The organism is Crystallibacter degradans (genome assembly GCF_012952295.1).
Classification (GTDB): domain Bacteria; phylum Actinomycetota; class Actinomycetes; order Actinomycetales; family Micrococcaceae; genus Crystallibacter; species Crystallibacter degradans.
Window position 1 is genome coordinate 24,256 of the sequence record NZ_JABBCH010000005.1, and the last position, 16,142, is coordinate 40,397.

The window sequence follows — 16,142 nt, forward strand, 5'->3', positions numbered from 1 at the left end:
ACAGACCATGACACAGGCGCCCCGATCCGGTTCCGGCCGCAACAATCCACGCGGCGGCGGCAAGGGCCCCCGGCAGTCAGGCAAACCCGGCGGCGGTTTCTCCGGCGGCGCCGGCAAGGGCCGCTCCGGGAAGTCCTTCGGCAAGCCGCAGGACGGACCTCAGGCGGACAAGCCGCGTCCCGGACAGTCGGCCGGCGCTAAGCCGGGCGCAGCCGCAGGCCGCAAGCCCGGTGCCCCCGCTGGCCGAAAGCCTGGTCCCAACGCCGCGTCCGGCGGGCCGCGTCCCTACGGCAAGGAGCGTTTCGGCCAGAACCTCGGTCCGGTGAACAACCGCCCGAAGAAGGCCAAGACGCCCAGGACCGGACACGGCGAGACCTCCGATCTGCATGATCCGCAGGGCGTGCGGCTGCAGAAGGTGCTCGCCGGTGCCGGCGTTGCTTCGCGCCGCGTGTGCGAAGACATGATCGAGGCCGGCCGCGTGGAGGTCGACGGCGTTGTCGTCACCGAGCTCGGCGTCCGGGTAGACCCCGCCACGGCAGTTATCCACGTGGACGGGATGCGGATCCAGACCGACGAGTCGCTGGTGTACTACGTCTTCAACAAGCCCAAGGGCGTCGTCTCGACCATGGAGGATCCGGAAGGCCGTCCCTGCGTCAGCGATTACCTGAAGAAGAACAAGGACCAGCGCCTGTTCCATGTGGGCCGGCTGGACCAGGCCACTGAGGGTCTGCTGCTGCTGACCAACGACGGCGAACTGGCCAACCGCCTGACCCACCCGTCCTACGAGGTACCCAAGACCTATCTGGTCCAGGTGCGCGGCCCGATGGCCCACGGCATCGGTGCCCAGATGAAGGACGGCATCGAACTCGAGGACGGCGTGGCCAAGGTGGATTCCTTCCGGCTGGTGGATTCGACACCCGGCCACGTTCTGGTGGAAGTGGTGCTGCACTCGGGCAAGAACAGGATTGTGCGCCGGCTTTTCGACGCCGTCGGACATCCGGTGGTGCGGCTGGTACGTACCCAGGTGGGCCCGATCAGGCTGAACGACCAGCGGCAGGGCACCATCCGCGCCCTGGGCAGGACGGAAATCGGTCACCTGCTGGCAACGGTAGGGATGTAGAGCTTGAACCCTGCACACCTACAGGCCACCCATCTCTCGGGTCCGGTTCTGGTCATCGGCACCGGTCTGCTCGGCGCCAGCATCGGACTCGGTCTGCGCGCCCGCGCCGTCGACGTCGTCCTCTCGGATCCCTCGCCCTCGGCACAGGCCGTGGCCCAAGACATCGGCGCCGGACGGGCGCTGGAGCCGGGGGAGGAGCTGTCCCCACAGCTTGTCGTCGTCGCGTCCCCTCCGGACGTGACCGCCCGGGTGGTCTCGCAGGCGTTGCGGGACTACCCGTCCGCCGTCGTCGTTGATATTGCCAGCGTCAAGGCCGCCATACTGACCGAACTGCAGCAGGACCAGGCGCTGGAACCCGCGGATCTTGCGCGCTATATCGGCACGCATCCGATGGCGGGACGGGAGAAGTCAGGTCCGGTGGCGGCCCGCGGCGAGCTCTTCACATCCATGCCGTGGGTGCTGTGCCCCCACGAGCAGAGCAACGCCGTCGCCTTGAAGACGGCGCAGGCGCTGGCCATTGACCTCGGCGCGGTGGTCTCGAGGATGTCCGTGGATGAACACGATGCCTCGGTGGCACTGATCTCGCACCTGCCGCAGGTGATGTCCTCGCTGCTGGCCAGCCGGCTGCAGGACACCGAACCGCATGCCCTGTCCCTCGCCGGGCAGGGGCTGCGCGACGTCACCCGCATCGCCGCCAGCGACCCTGCCCTCTGGGTGCAGATCCTGGGCGCCAACGCCGCGAAGCTGGTCAAGATCCTGTACGGCGTGCGTGAGGACCTGAACCGGCTGATCGGCACCCTGGAGCATCCGGAGGCTACCGGTTCGCGGCTGGACCTGGCGCAGCTGATCAGCGAAGGCAACGCGGGCCAGGCCCGGATTCCGGGCAAACACGGCGCGCCGCCGCAGTCATTCGCCTGGCTGACAGTGCTGGTTGATGACCGGCCCGGGCAGATTGCACAGCTGCTGACGGAAATCGGCGAGGTGGGCATCAACCTGGAGGATCTGCGGCTGGACCACTCCTCCGGGCAGGATGTGGGCATGGTGGAGATTTCCGTTCTGCCCAGCAGGCGGCAGGAACTGATCGACTACTTGGATTCGCACGGATGGAAGGTACTGCAATGAGCTCGGCTGCTACGGATATGAGGCACTACCGGCTGGGGAAACCACTGGTGGTGGCCATCGATGGGCCGTCGGGTTCGGGCAAATCCAGCGTCAGCCGGGAAACTGCCCGCCGGTTGCATGCCGCGTACTTGGACACGGGCGCCATGTACCGCGCGGTGACCTGGCATTGCCTCGATACCGGTGTGGACCTGCAGGAAGCCGCCTCCGTCGAGAAGGCCAGCCGTGAAGTGGACCTGAAGATCAGCACGGATCCGAACCATGAGCTCGTCAGCGTGGGCGGCACGGATGTGACTTTGGCCATCCGTGAGCCCAGCATCTCCTCGGCGGTCAGCGCCGTGGCCACCACGCTGGGTGCCAGGGCCGAGCTCATCCGCCGCCAGCAGCAGATCATCGCGGATTCAGGGCGGCGGATCGTTGCCGAAGGCCGTGACATAACCACCGTGGTAGCCCCGGACGCCGAGGCGCGCATCCTGCTCACCGCCAGCGAGGAAGCCCGGCTGCGCCGCCGCGGTATCCAGCTCGGCGGAACCCAGAGCGAATCGCAGCTGCAGGAACAGGTCCTGACCCGGGACGCGAAGGACTCGACCGTGGTGAACTTCCATGAAGCCGCCGACGGCGTGTTCACAGTGGATTCCTCCGATCTGGACTTCGAGGAAACCGTCGAGGCTGTCCTGGCCGCGGTCCGCAGCGCCGCGCACTGACCTACCCTAAAACCGGTCCTGACGGCAGCCCCGGGGACATACACCGTCACGGTTGAATCTGCCAGCGTGTTTCAATGGACACTGCGGCAGAACCGATCTACATGCATTAACAGAAGGACAGCGACCATGAGCGCCACACAATCCGGCACCGGGCCAACCGAAGACGGATACACCGGCAGCGAGTACGAGCCCGCCGGCGAAGACAACATCGCCGAGCGTCTCGAGGAAATCGACGACGCCGAGGCCGAGCAGCGCGCGCAGTCCCTGCGTGCCGGGTTGTCGGACTATGAGCTGGACGAAGAGGACGCCGCCCTTCTGGCCGGAATGGACCAGGACTTCGACGAGGATGCGCCAAAACGCGTAGATCCCGTCCTCGCCATCCTCGGTCGCCCGAATGTGGGCAAATCCACCCTGGTCAACCGCATTCTGGGCCGCCGCGAGGCCGTCGTGGAGGACACCCCCGGGGTTACCCGCGACCGGGTGACGTACGCAGCGCATTGGGGTGGGCGCAATTTCACTCTCGTCGACACCGGCGGCTGGGAGCACGATGCCAAGGGCATCCACGCCCGGGTAGCCGAGCAGGCTGAGATCGCCGCGGACATGGCTGACGCCGTGCTGCTGGTGGTGGATGCCAACGTCGGCGCGACGGCTACGGATGAGTCCGTGGTCCGCATGCTCCGACGCAAGAAGAAGCCCGTCATCCTGGTGGCCAACAAGGTGGACGACATGGCCCAGGAAGCCGATGCCTCCACCTTATGGGGGCTGGGATTCGGGGAGCCGTACCCGGTATCGGCACTGCACGGCCGCGGCACCGCCGACATGCTCGATGCCGTCATGGATGTCCTGCCTGAGTTCTCCGCATACGGCGGACTGGAACGCACCGGAGGCCCGCGCCGGGTGGCCTTGATCGGCCGGCCGAACGTGGGCAAGTCTTCGTTGCTGAACAAGCTTGCCGGCAGCGAACGCGTTGTGGTGGATCCGCAGGCCGGCACCACCCGCGACCCGGTGGACGAGATGATCGAGCTCGGCGGACGGACCTGGCGGTTCGTGGACACCGCAGGTATCCGGCGTCGCGTCCACATGCAGCAAGGTGCGGACTTCTACGCCTCCCTGCGGACGCAGTCCGCGTTGGAGAAGGCGGAGGTCGCCGTCGTTCTTCTGGCCGTGGATGAGGTGCTCAGCGAGCAGGACGTACGCATCCTGCAACTGGCCATCGACTCGGGCCGGGCCTTGGTGCTGGCGTTCAACAAATGGGATCTGCTCGACGACGAACGACGCCGCTACCTGGAACGCGAAATCGAGCAGGACCTGGCACACGTGGACTGGGCGCCGCGAGTCAATATTTCCGCGAAGACCGGATGGCACAAAGACCGCTTGGTTCCAGCCCTCGACACTGCACTGGAGTCATGGGACAGGCGCATCCCGACCGGACGGCTCAATGCGTTCCTCGGCGAACTGGTGGCCGCCCATCCGCACCCTGTGCGCGGCGGCAAGCAGCCCAGGATCCTCTTCGGCACCCAGGCCTCGAGCCGGCCGCCGAAGTTTGTGCTGTTCACCACAGGGTTCCTGGATCCCGGATACCGGCGCTTCATCACCCGCCGCCTGCGTGAGACGTTTGGCTTCGAGGGCACGCCCATCGACGTCGCCATGCGTGTGCGCGAAAAGCGCAGCCGCCAACGTTAAGTAACGCCGCGCACGGGTGGTAATCGCACGCCAAAAAATGCTGTAAGGTATTTGAGGTAGTTCAGCCGGGCAGGCCCCGGAGGGACAACGGGTTGTGGCGCAGCTTGGTAGCGCACTTGACTGGGGGTCAAGGGGTCGCAGGTTCAAATCCTGTCAACCCGACAGTAAGTACAAAGTCCCGGTGATCGACGATCACCGGGACTTTTTTCATGCCGGTGGGAGCTTGCGCGGTGAGCGGCGGCGCCTGCCGACATGTGTCGCCTCTGGCTGTCGGCAGGCGAATTTCTGTGCCTATACTTTCAGCTGTGGCCCGTTGCCGTCGGCAGCACCGGCCCAGAGGATCCAGCGGCGCAAGAGAGGCATTTACATGAGCAACGTTCCAGCAGACCTTCACTACACCGCCGAACACGAGTGGGTGACCGCTGCCGGCACCGAGGGAGTTGTCCGTATCGGCATCACGGATTTTGCCCAGGACGCACTGGGTGACGTCGTCTACGTGCAGATCCCGGAAACCGGAACCACGATCACCGCCAACGACGTTGTGGGCGAGGTCGAGTCCACGAAGAGCGTCAGCGACATCTATGCACCGGTCACCGGCGAAGTAGTGGCTTCCAATGATGCGCTCGAATCGGATCCGGCCCTGATCAACTCCGATCCCTACGGTGAAGGTTGGCTGATGGAAATACGCCTCGCTGATGCCTCGGCAACCGAATCGTTGCTCAGTGCTTCGGAGTACGAACAGCAGGTAGGCTAGAGCTACCGGTACCGTAGTTTTTTGAACGGTCAACCGGTCACTGACCGGTTGACCGCTATTTTTGCAGGGGAGGACGTTTAATGGTGGGCGAAGAGCACAACGCAAGAGGCACCGGACATGACCATGGTGCTTCGGAGGCTTCTGCCGAGACCACTTCCATCAGTCTGCCCCCGCAGGCAAAGACTTACCTGCCGAAGCCGCAGCTGACCACGGAAGAGGAAGCTGCGGTATTGGCGCTGCCGGCCGGTTCGGCCCTGCTGATCGCTCATAGCGGCCCCAACCACGGCGCCCGCTTCCTGCTCGATCAGGATGTGACTACCGCTGGCCGGCACCCGGAAGCGGACATCTTTCTCGACGACGTAACCGTATCCCGCAAGCATGTCGAGTTCCGCCGCACGGGTGAAGGATTCACCGTGGTGGACTCCGGCAGCCTGAACGGCACATACGTCAACAACGACCGCGTCGACAGCTTGGCGCTGCGGACCGGTAACGAGGTGCAGATCGGAAAATTCCGGTTGACCTACTATGCCGGCAGCGGGGCCGCTGGAAAGGTCCAGGACTAGGCGGTGCCCGCATCGCAACCCATACGGCGTCCGCTCGGCACCGGCAGGGACACGTTCCGCAGCAGCGTCCTCAACATCGGGGAAGTGCTGCAGGAACTGAATGCGGAATTTCCCCAGATCAGCGCCTCCAAAATCAGGTTCCTGGAAGAAAAGGGCCTCATTTCCCCGCAACGGACGCCGGCGGGATACCGCAAGTACACGAGCCAGGATGTGGAGCGTCTACGCTTCGTACTGGCTCTGCAGCGGGACCAGTACCTCCCGCTCAAGGTCATCAAAGACTATGTTGACGCGATCGACCGGGGGGAGCGGCCCGAGGCGCTGCCTGGCGGCATGTCGCTGACCCCGCGCATGGTTTCCGGCCGGCTGGCCGAAGAGCTCAACGGGCGGGCGCGGTCCCTGACCCTGGCCGAGCTGCGGGATGCGGCCGGTGCCTCGACGGCATTGGTCCAGGAATTGGTCAGCTTCGGACTCATCCAGGCGACGGATTCCCGTTATGACGAGCACGCACTTAAGGTCGTCAAGGCCTGCGTGCAGCTCGAAGCCCACGGCATAGAGCCGCGGCACCTGAGGCCCTTTCGGACTGCCGCGGACCGCGAACTCGGTCTCGTGGAGCGTGCCGTGGCTCCCATCTCGTCGCGGCGGGACGTGGCTTCCAAAGCTCGTGCAGCCGAAACCGCCAAGGAAATCAGCGATCTTTGCCTGAACCTGCACAGCGCTTTGGTCAATGGACATATCGCGCGAATGGACCGCTGATCGGAGGAGCCATGCTCGAAGTCGAGGTTGTCGGGGTGCGGATTGAACTTCCCTCCAACCAGCCGCTGGTCCTGCTCAAGGAAACCGAGGGCGAACGCCACATCCCGATCTGGATCGGCGCTCCCGAGGCCAGCGCCATAGCTTTTGCCCAGCAAGGCATCAAGCCTCCGCGCCCCATGACGCACGATCTGCTGTGCAGCGTTGTCCAGGAGCTCGACAGGACGATCACCGAGGTACGCCTCGTTTCCGTTCAGGACACCGTCTTCTACGCTGAGCTGGTGTTCGACGGCGGCAAAACCGTCAGTTCCAGGGCGTCGGATGCCATCGCTGTGGCCCTGCGTGTTCCCTGCCCGATCTACTGCGCGGAAGAAGTCATGGAAGAAGCCGGCGTACAAATTGCCGAAGCCTCCGAGGAGGAAGAAGGCGAAGCCGGACCCGCAGAGGAAAATGCTGAATCGCAGCTGCGCGAGTTCCGTGAGTTCCTGGCCGACGTCGAGCCGGAGGATTTCGAGAAATAGTGCCGAGGGTGCAACGGCAACGATGCGGAATTGCGCGATCCCAGCCGACACGCCGAAGCCAAAAAAGCCAGCGTCTTTGACCGAAGCGCCCAGCCGTTCTAACGTCGAAGCATACAGTTCCCATTGCATGGCCGGATAACTCAGGGCAGACTTAGAGCAAACCCTGAGAGTGTTGGCGGTGCCGACTTCCCCCTAGGGAACTTTCGACAAGGAGGGTTCACGTGAGTCCTAAAGGTGATGCGGGCGAGTTGTCGCACGCCGTAACGCCGGGTGCCGCGATTCCCGCTAGTGCACAAGGTTTGCTGTTCACCGAGGACCTGCCGGTTCTGGATGAAGACGCCGGTTACCGTGGCCCTACGGCCTGCAAAGCCGCAGGAATCACATACCGGCAGCTGGACTACTGGGCCCGCACCGGTTTGGTGGAGCCGGCCGTACGCGGGGCTTCAGGCTCCGGCTCGCAGCGGCTCTACAGCTTCCGGGACATTCTGGTCCTGAAGGTAGTCAAGCGTCTGCTGGACACCGGCGTTTCGTTGCAACAGATCCGTACCGCAGTGGAACACCTGCGGGAGCGCGGGGTGGAGGACCTGGCCCAAATCACGCTGATGAGTGATGGCGCAAGCGTGTACGAATGCACGTCTGCGGACGAGGTTATAGATCTGGTGCAGGGCGGCCAGGGTGTGTTCGGCATCGCGGTCGGACGCGTTTGGCGCGAAGTCGAAGGCAGTCTCGCCGAACTGCCCAGCGAACACGTTACAGAACAAGATTTCCCCGAGGATGAACTGAGCCGACGCCGGGTCCGCAAGATCAGTTAGCGCCGGCAATCCGGGGCGGCACGCGCACGTCGTGCTCGAAAGACAACGAAAGAAGGGCACCCATCCGGGTGCCCTTCTTTCATAATCTTCGGGAGGAGCCGGTCAGCTGGGAGTCCGGCGCAGGACGCGATTGCGCATACGGCCGGAGTCCGTCAGGTTCTTCAGCAGCTCGTCGAAGAGGCCCGCGGCCTGGCGCGCCGATTCCCCGGGCCAGTGGTGGATGGCGTGTGCGGCACCTTGGATCTGCTGCCAGTTGGCCTGCTCGGCGATGGTAGGAGCCAGGAGCAGCTCGCCGAACATGGACTTCATCTCTGCCAGACGGAACGTGTGTTCGTTGGAACCGGAGCGTACGCGGTTGGCGACGACTCCCGCCGTTGTGAGGTTTGGCGCGTATTCATCGCGGAACAATTCAATGGCCCGCATGGTGCGTTCCGTTCCGGCAACGGAGAAGAGGCTCGGTTCGGCAACCAGCAGCACACGGTTGCTTGCCGTCCATGCCATGCGGGTGAGGCCGTTGAGGGAGGGCGGGCAGTCGATGAGTACCAGCGAGTAACCTTCAACCCGGGAGAGGACCGTGGAGAGCCGGCGCAGGTCCCGGCGGCCGAGGTCGGGCCGGTCATAAATCCCGGTGAATGCAGAGCCGACGGCGACGTCGAGGACACGCCGGCCCACAGAATTCTCCCCGTTGGCAGCAGCGGTGGCGACCCAGCCGCTGGGGGCAACGTTCGCCGCCAGATCCGCCCGGCGCGCGTTTTTCAGCAGGCGGCCGATATCCGTCTGGCGCGAAGGCCGGACGCCGAGACCAGTGGTCGCGTCGGCGTGCGGATCCAGATCTACGACCAGTGTGGGAATTCCTGCCGCCAGTGCCGCGGATGCCAGGCCCAAAGTAACTGACGTTTTTCCGACGCCGCCCTTGAGACTACTGATGCTCACTACTTGCACGTGTTAAACCAATACCTAACATGTCTTGTCATGACGGCTGCCCGCTGCTGGTGAACCAGTCGGGACCGGCCGAGAACCAAAAATCCCTCCACCATCATATGTTGCCTGCCCGTCGATAAATGATTCCGACCTCTTTCCCGCCTGTCGGCCCCGCCGGCTGTGGTCCGGGTACGCCGGGTTCCCGCTATCATTACGTTCCAAGTGGTTGCATTTCGTGATGTGCGCAACACTGGCTTGCCATGCGCAATAGCAGTACTTGAGACTTGCACCACAACCCCAACCGATCGCAATGACGCAGGAGCGACATGTTCTCAAAAATCCTGGTGGCCAACCGTGGTGAAATCGCCATCCGTGCCTTCCGCGCTGCCTATGAGCTGGGCGCAAAGACCGTGGCTGTTTTCCCTCACGAGGACCGGAATTCGATCCACCGCCAGAAGGCCGATGAGGCATATCTGATCGGCCAGCAGGGACACCCGGTACGGGCGTACCTCGACGTCAACGAGATTATCCGTGTTGCTAAGGAATCCGGCTGCGACGCCATCTACCCCGGCTACGGCTTCCTGTCCGAGAATCCGGATCTGGCCCGTGCAGCCGCCGGGGCTGGAATTACCTTCGTGGGCCCGCAGGCTAACGTCCTCGAGCTTGCCGGCCACAAGGTGCATGCCTTGGACGCTGCCCGCAAGGCCGGGATTCCGGTGTTGAAATCCTCTGCTCCGACTGCCGACAAAGATCAGCTGCTTGCAGCGGCCGATGAAATCGGCTTCCCCATCTTCGTCAAGGCGGTCGCCGGCGGCGGCGGCCGTGGCATGCGCCGTGTGGACACCCGTGAGGCACTGCCTGAGGCTCTCTCGGCCGCCATGCGCGAGGCTGACACGGCCTTCGGCGATGCGACGATGTTCCTGGAACAGGCTGTGCTGCGCCCCCGGCACATTGAGGTCCAGATCCTCGCCGACGGCGAGGGCAACGTCATGCACTTGTTCGAGCGGGACTGCTCGCTGCAGCGCCGCCACCAGAAGGTTGTGGAGATCGCTCCGGCGCCGAACCTGGACGAGAACATCCGCCAGGCTCTCTACCGGGATGCGGTTAAGTTCGCGGAGGCGCTGAACTACACCAATGCAGGTACGGTCGAGTTCCTCGTGGACACGGTGGGCGAGCGTGCGGGCCAGCATGTGTTTATCGAGATGAACCCGCGCATCCAGGTTGAGCACACCGTTACGGAAGAAATTACGGATGTGGACCTGGTCCAGGCGCAACTGCGCATTGCCTCCGGCGAGACGCTCGCGGACATCGGTTTGAGCCAGGATACGGTGATGATCAGGGGCGCCGCGCTGCAGTCCCGCATCACCACGGAAGACCCCTCGAACGGCTTCAGGCCCGACGTCGGAAAAATCACCGGTTACCGCTCTGCGGGTGGCGCCGGTGTACGGCTCGATGGCGGCACTGTCTATGCGGGTGCCGAAATCAGTCCCCACTTCGACTCCATGCTGGTCAAGCTGACTTGCCGCGGCCGCGACTACGCCACGGCTGTCGCCCGCGCGCGCCGGGCACTGGCAGAGTTCCGCATCCGCGGCGTCTCCACTAACATTCCGTTCCTGCAGGCCGTCCTCGATGATCCGGAGTTCATTGCCGGGAATGTTGCCACTTCCTTTATCGACGAACGTCCGGAGTTGCTCCAGGCGCGTGTCTCCGCCGACCGCGGAACGAAGCTGCTGACCTGGCTGGCTGATGTGACGGTCAACCAGCCCAATGGTGCTCTGACGGCGAAGACCGCCCCGGTGGACAAGCTTCCCCAGGTCGCGCGCGAAGCGCTCGAATCCACCGCCGCCCTGCCGGTGATTCCGGCGAAGGGAACCCGGCAGTCGCTCCAAGAACTCGGGCCGGAGAAGTTCGCCGCGGCGCTACGCGCGCAGCAGGCTGTCGCGGTCACCGACACCACCTTCCGCGACGCCCACCAATCGCTGCTGGCTACCCGCGTGCGCACCAGGGACCTGGTCACTGCAGGTCCGGCCATTTCCACCCTGACTCCACAGCTGTTCTCCGTGGAGGCCTGGGGTGGCGCGACGTACGACGTGGCCCTGCGCTTCCTCGGCGAGGACCCGTGGGAACGGCTGGCCGCCCTGCGCAAGGCTATCCCGAACATCTGCCTGCAGATGCTGCTACGCGGACGCAACACCGTGGGCTACACGCCTTACCCGGAGGAAGTCACCACTGCCTTCGTGAAGGAAGCAGCAGCAACCGGCATCGACATTTTCAGGATCTTTGATGCCCTGAACGATGTCTCGCAGATGGAACCGGCCATCCGCGCCGTACGCGAGACGGGGACCGTTGTGGCGGAGGTGGCCCTCTGCTACACCGGAGACCTGATGGACCCGGCGGAGGACCTCTACACACTTGATTACTACCTGGACCTGGCTCAGCGCATTGTCGACGCCGGCGCGCACATCCTCGCGATTAAGGACATGGCCGGCTTGCTGCGTCCTGCGGCAGCCCGGAAACTGGTGGCTGCGCTGCGCGAGCGTTTTGATCTGCCTGTTCACCTGCACACGCACGATACGGCAGGCGGCCAACTGGCAACCCTGCTTGCGGCGGTGGACGCGGGCGTGGACGCCGTCGATGTTGCCAGCGCAGCCATGGCCGGCACCACCAGCCAGCCCTCGGCTTCCGCACTGGTCGCCGCCTTGGCGCATACGGAGCGCGACACCGGTCTGGACCTTGCGGCCGTAGGCTCGCTCGAGCCGTACTGGGAAGCGGTCCGACGCGTGTACGCACCCTTCGAGTCCGGGCTGCCCGGCCCCACCGGCCGGGTTTACCAGCACGAGATTCCGGGCGGACAGCTTTCCAATCTGCGCCAGCAGGCAATCGCTCTTGGGCTGGGCGAGCAGTTCGAAGACATTGAGGACATGTACTCGGCGGCAGACCGGCTCCTCGGCCGCCTGGTTAAGGTCACTCCGTCTTCGAAAGTCGTGGGTGACCTGGCTCTCCAGCTCGTGGGCTCCGGTGTGGACCCAGCCGATTTCGCCGAGAATCCGCAGAATTACGACATCCCGGACTCTGTCATCGGGTTCCTCTCCGGCGAACTCGGCGATCCTCCCGGCGGCTGGCCTGAACCCTTCCGAACGAAGGCACTGCAGGGCCGGAAGGTCAAGGTCCGCGACGTCGAAATCAGTGCCGAGGACTCGGCCGCGCTCCAGGCCGATGCCGCCACCCGGCGCAGCACTTTGAACCGGCTGCTCTTCGCCGGTCCCACAAAGGACTTCGAAACGACCCGCGAGACATACGGTGACGTGTCTGTGCTCGATACCCGCGACTATCTCTACGGACTGCAACGCGGCACCGAGCATGTTATGGAATTGGAGAAGGGCGTCCGGCTCATCGCTACGCTCGGTGCAATTTCCGAGCCCGATGAGAAGGGCATGCGGACGGTTCACTGCACGCTCAATGGCCAGCAGCGCAACGTGGCTGTGCGGGACAGAAGCGTTGAATCCCAGGCCAAGGTTGCTGAAAAGGCGGATCCGAACGTTCCTGGCCAGGTTGCGGCCCCCTTCGCCGGTGCCGTGACGGTGACGGCCAAGGTCGGCGACAGCATCGCGGCGGGCGATACCATTGCCACCATCGAAGCCATGAAGATGGAAGCAGGAATCACCAGCCCCGTTGGCGGAACGGTGAAGCGGCTGGCGATCTCCTCCGTGGAGCAGGTCCAGGGCGGTGACCTGCTGCTCGTCATTGAGTAGCGGCTAAACTGGTTGTCCGTGACTTACTTCGATTTGGCCATCATCGGCTCCGGTTCCGGCAACTCCCTGATAACTCCCTACTGGGACGACAAAAAGGTGGCCATAATCGACGGCGGGACGTTCGGCGGAACGTGCCTGAATGTCGGTTGCATTCCGACCAAGATGTTCGTCTACCCGGCGCAGCTGGCTTCCGCAGCCAAGGAAGCGGCTGCGCTGGGGGTGGACATGGCGGTCAAGGACGTGCGTTGGCAAGAGGTCCGGGACCGTGTCTTCGGCCGGATCGATGCCATCTCCGAAGGCGGGCGACGCTATCGTGACGAGGAACTGGACAATGTCACGCTATATCCCGAATACGCGAAGTTCACCGGCCCGAAAACTTTGGTGACGGCAAGCGGCCAGAGCATTGAGGCCGAGCGGATCGTTATCGCCGCCGGTTCGCGTGCCCACCTGCCGGATGTTCCCGGAATCGATCTGCCGCAAGTACACACCTCCGACACGGTCATGCGGATCGATGAGCTGCCAGGACGGGTGCTCATCGTCGGCGGCGGTTTCATCGCTGCCGAGTTCGCGGCAGTTTTCTCCGGCTTTGGTTGCGAAGTAACGCAAATTAACCGGTCGGCTCCCTTGCTGAAGTCCGAGGACAGGATCGTTTCGGAGCGCTTCACCGCCGCGGCTGCTGCCCAATGGAATTTGAAACTCGGCTGGACGCTTTCGCGAATCGAAGAGACTGATTCAGGCGTGCGGGCCACCCTCGCCGGCACTGACGGCGGCGAAGCTGTTGTGGACGCTGACATCGTCCTGGTGGCGACCGGAAGGCTGACGAATGCCGATTCTCTGGATGTTGAGGCTGCCGGTTTCGACTTGGAACAAGACGGTCGGCTTGCTGTTGATGAATTCCAGCGCGTGCTCGCCGGCGGCAGTCCAGCCGACGGCATCTGGGCCTTGGGGGATGTCAGCAGCCCCTACCAACTCAAGCACGTGGCCAACCATGAAGCACGGGTGGTTACGCACAACCTTGAGCACCCCGATGACCTGCGCCGCAGCGACCACCGGTTTGTGCCGTCTGCGGTCTTTACCCGTCCGCAGATTGCCAGCGTGGGCCTAACTGAGGAACAGGCGCGGCATGATGCCGAGGTGAGCGGCGCCCAGATTGTCACGGTCATTCAGGAGTATGGAACCACGGCTTACGGGTGGGCGATGGAAGACTCAACGGGGTTTGTAAAGCTCATTGCCGACAAGGCCACAGGGCACCTGCTCGGCGCCCACATCATGGGCCACGAGGCCTCTATCCTGATTCAGCCCCTGATACAGGCGATGTCCTTCGGCTTGGACACGTACACCATGGCGAGCGCGCAGTACTGGATCCACCCGGCCTTGACCGAAGTTGTTGAAAATGCCCTGCTGGCGCTGGGAACGGACGCACCGTCCACCTAGCGCCAGCAGGGCGCCCGGCCCTAGCTAGCGCCGGGAACCGGCTGGTGAATAGATTTCCTCCACGATCGGTGCGTAGTCCTGCATGACCTGCGCGCGCTTGATCTTCAGTGACGGTGTCAGGTGCCCCGAGGCTTCGGTGAAGTCCGTTGGAACTATCCTGAAGGCTTTGATGGCTTCGGCCTGTGACACCGACTGATTGGCATGGTCAATGAGCGACTGGATTTCAGCCCGGACCTTTTCGTGTTCAGCCGCTTCGGCGACCGTAGTGCCGGCTGGCATCCCGTGGCGTTCCAACCAGCCGGGGAGAGCCTCTTCATCCAAAGTGATGAGCGCTGAAATGAACGGCCTCTGGTCGCCGACCACCACGCACTGGGACACCAGGGCGTCGGCACGGATCTGGTCTTCCAGCAAGGCCGGGATGACGTTCTTCCCGCCTGCGGTAACGATGATTTCCTTTTTGCGGCCGGTGATTTTCAGGAAGCCGTCCTCGTCCAGTTCGCCGATATCACCGGTGCGGAGCCAACCGTCGGTGAAGGTTTCCTCGGTCAGGTCGGGACGGTTGAAGTAGCCGCGCATGACGCAAATACCCTTGGTGAGGATCTCGCCGTCGTCGGCAATCTTGACCGCATTGCCCGGCAGGGGAGCGCCTACCGTGCCGATCTTCACGAGGCTGGGGGTGTTGACGGATATGGGCGCCGTGGTTTCGGTCAAACCATAACCTTCCAGGACCAGCAGTCCGATGCCATGGAAAAAGTGGCCAAGCCGTTCACCCAGTGGACCGCCGCCGGAAACCGCATACCGGACGCGTCCGCCCATGGCCTCGCGGATTTTGTGGAAGACGAGCTTGTCGAAGAGCTTGTGCTTCAGGTTCAGCAGTAAGGGGACTTTGCCGGCCTGCTCCGCTTTGGACCAGGCGATCGCTGTGTCCGCGGCCGCGTGGAAGATCTTGCCCTTGCCGCCGTCCTCGGCCTTGAGCATGGAACTGTTGTAAACCTTTTCGAAGACCCTGGGTACCGCGAGGATGAAGCTGGGACGGTAGCTCTGCAGATCCGGCAGCAGGTTCTTGACGTCCGGGGTATGGGCTACTGTGGCACCGCAGCTAACGCACAGGACCGAGATGAAGCGCGCGAAGACGTGGGCCAGCGGCAGGAACATGATAGTCCGGGCCCCCTCATGGGCAACGGCCGGCAGCGCTGCGGCGCCGCTAGCCGAAAGCTCCACGAAGTTGCCATGGGTCAGTTCGCATCCCTTGGGCCGGCCTGTGGTGCCGGAGGTATAGATGATGGTCGCCAGGTCATCCAGTCCAGCGATTCCGCGGCGTTCCTCGATGACGGCATCGTCAAGGTCAGCACCGGCAGCGCGGAGCGCATCCAGGCCAGTGCCATCCAGTTGCCAGACGTGCTTGACTGCATCCAGTGACTCATTCGAAACCGCTTGACGCACCACGTTCTCGTGCGACGCGCTTTCGACAAAGGTACCGACGGCACCGGAATCGCCCAGAATCCAAGCAACCTGGCTGGGAGAGGACGTTTCGTAGATGGGCACGGAAACGCAGCCCGCAAACCAGATGGCAAAGTCCACCAAGGACCATTCATAGCGGGTACGCGCCATAATCCCGATGCGGTCCCCGGGAGCAATCCCGGTGGCAGCCATGCCCTTTGCGAGTAATAGAACGTCGGCAAGGAATTCGGTGGCATGGATGTCCTGCCATGTCCCGGAAGCATCCTTGCGGGAAAACAATGCGGGGTCGGAGGCTTTGGCAGCCTGCTTGACCACGAGATCAGTGATGTTCGAGTTCCGGGGAACATCCACCATGGCAGGGACGCTGTATTCGCGCACGTAGACTCCTTTGATATCAGGCAAACCACCCCAACGGGTTTCGCCTTAGCCTATAACCTAAATCACATTGCTGTACTCACTGGTAACCTACGAATCGATAACGGAGTGCCGCCCGCCTGATCGCTGCAACGATTCCAGCCCCTTCGGGCGCCCTGCCTGGCTGCACCTGC

The 16,142-nt window shown here is 63.6% G+C and carries 13 protein-coding genes and 1 tRNA gene; 12 read left to right on the forward strand and 2 right to left on the reverse strand.

Translation table 11 applies throughout. The features are described from left to right. Positions 1-7: 7 nt before the first annotated feature. The 10 genes from HGO92_RS10365 (at position 8) to HGO92_RS10410 (ending at position 8,026) form a co-directional block, all read left to right on the forward strand. Positions 8-1,120 (forward strand): pseudouridine synthase, encoded by a 1,113-nt coding sequence (locus HGO92_RS10365; RefSeq protein ID WP_169994500.1) that lies wholly within the window; start codon positions 8-10, stop codon positions 1,118-1,120. Positions 1,121-1,123: 3 nt separating this feature from the next. Beyond that, positions 1,124-2,242 (forward strand): prephenate dehydrogenase, encoded by a 1,119-nt coding sequence (locus HGO92_RS10370; protein WP_169994502.1) that lies wholly within the window; start codon positions 1,124-1,126, stop codon positions 2,240-2,242. Beyond that, positions 2,239-2,943, forward strand: coding sequence for a (d)CMP kinase (cmk, locus tag HGO92_RS10375; protein ID WP_169994504.1), 705 nt, complete (start codon positions 2,239-2,241; stop codon positions 2,941-2,943). The genes HGO92_RS10370 and cmk overlap by 4 nt, the downstream gene beginning before the upstream one ends. Positions 2,944-3,069: 126 nt before the next feature. Continuing rightward, on the forward strand, positions 3,070-4,626 hold the full coding sequence (gene der / locus HGO92_RS10380; protein WP_169994506.1) for a ribosome biogenesis GTPase Der: 1,557 nt from the start codon (positions 3,070-3,072) through the stop codon (positions 4,624-4,626). An 88-nt stretch (positions 4,627-4,714) separates the two neighbouring features. Further along, positions 4,715-4,788, forward strand: a tRNA-Pro gene (locus tag HGO92_RS10385). A gap of 205 nt (positions 4,789-4,993) precedes the next feature. Beyond that, on the forward strand, positions 4,994-5,380 hold the full coding sequence (gene gcvH / locus HGO92_RS10390; protein WP_139007436.1) for a glycine cleavage system protein GcvH: 387 nt from the start codon (positions 4,994-4,996) through the stop codon (positions 5,378-5,380). Between the two features lie 80 nt (positions 5,381-5,460). Beyond that, on the forward strand, positions 5,461-5,943 hold the full coding sequence (locus HGO92_RS10395) for an FHA domain-containing protein (protein WP_169994508.1): 483 nt from the start codon (positions 5,461-5,463) through the stop codon (positions 5,941-5,943). 21 nt (positions 5,944-5,964) lie between these two features. Beyond that, positions 5,965-6,696, forward strand: coding sequence for a transcriptional regulator FtsR (gene ftsR / locus HGO92_RS10400; protein ID WP_169994849.1), 732 nt, complete (start codon positions 5,965-5,967; stop codon positions 6,694-6,696). An 11-nt stretch (positions 6,697-6,707) separates the two neighbouring features. Next, complete coding sequence (locus HGO92_RS10405) at positions 6,708-7,214, forward strand: bifunctional nuclease family protein (protein ID WP_169994510.1); 507 nt, start codon at positions 6,708-6,710, stop codon at positions 7,212-7,214. 221 nt (positions 7,215-7,435) lie between these two features. Then, positions 7,436-8,026 carry a MerR family transcriptional regulator gene (locus tag HGO92_RS10410; RefSeq protein WP_169994512.1) on the forward strand — a complete coding sequence of 197 codons (591 nt, stop codon included), beginning with the start codon at positions 7,436-7,438 and terminating at the stop codon, positions 8,024-8,026. 102 nt (positions 8,027-8,128) lie between these two features. Here the strand turns inward: HGO92_RS10410 and HGO92_RS10415 are convergent, their stop codons facing one another. After that, complete coding sequence (locus HGO92_RS10415; protein WP_169994513.1) at positions 8,129-8,968, reverse strand: AAA family ATPase; 840 nt, start codon at positions 8,966-8,968, stop codon at positions 8,129-8,131. A 305-nt stretch (positions 8,969-9,273) separates the two neighbouring features. Between HGO92_RS10415 and HGO92_RS10420 the strand changes: the two genes are divergently transcribed. Together HGO92_RS10420 and HGO92_RS10425 are read left to right on the forward strand one after the other, a co-directional pair. Beyond that, entirely contained in the window at positions 9,274-12,699 is a 3,426-nt protein-coding gene (locus HGO92_RS10420) for a pyruvate carboxylase (protein ID WP_169994515.1), read from the forward strand. Positions 12,700-12,717: 18 nt separating this feature from the next. Beyond that, on the forward strand, positions 12,718-14,133 hold the full coding sequence (locus tag HGO92_RS10425; protein WP_169994517.1) for a mycothione reductase: 1,416 nt from the start codon (positions 12,718-12,720) through the stop codon (positions 14,131-14,133). A gap of 24 nt (positions 14,134-14,157) precedes the next feature. On the opposite strand, the gene HGO92_RS10430 is transcribed toward HGO92_RS10425, so the two are convergent. Further along, complete coding sequence (locus HGO92_RS10430; RefSeq protein ID WP_346768915.1) at positions 14,158-15,972, reverse strand: AMP-dependent synthetase/ligase; 1,815 nt, start codon at positions 15,970-15,972, stop codon at positions 14,158-14,160. Positions 15,973-16,142: the final 170 nt, after the last annotated feature.

What these genes read in the sequence shown, in the direction of transcription:
- HGO92_RS10365 (WP_169994500.1), top strand. Translation starts at nt 8, where the DNA reads ATGACACAGGCGCCCCGATCCGGTTCCGGCCGCAACAATCCACGCGGC.
- cmk (WP_169994504.1), top strand. Translation starts at nt 2,239, where the DNA reads ATGAGCTCGGCTGCTACGGATATGAGGCACTACCGGCTGGGGAAACCA.
- der (WP_169994506.1), top strand. Translation starts at nt 3,070, where the DNA reads ATGAGCGCCACACAATCCGGCACCGGGCCAACCGAAGACGGATACACC.
- gcvH (WP_139007436.1), top strand. Translation starts at nt 4,994, where the DNA reads ATGAGCAACGTTCCAGCAGACCTTCACTACACCGCCGAACACGAGTGG.
- HGO92_RS10395 (WP_169994508.1), top strand. Translation starts at nt 5,461, where the DNA reads ATGGTGGGCGAAGAGCACAACGCAAGAGGCACCGGACATGACCATGGT.
- HGO92_RS10405 (WP_169994510.1), top strand. Translation starts at nt 6,708, where the DNA reads ATGCTCGAAGTCGAGGTTGTCGGGGTGCGGATTGAACTTCCCTCCAAC.
- HGO92_RS10420 (WP_169994515.1), top strand. Translation starts at nt 9,274, where the DNA reads ATGTTCTCAAAAATCCTGGTGGCCAACCGTGGTGAAATCGCCATCCGT.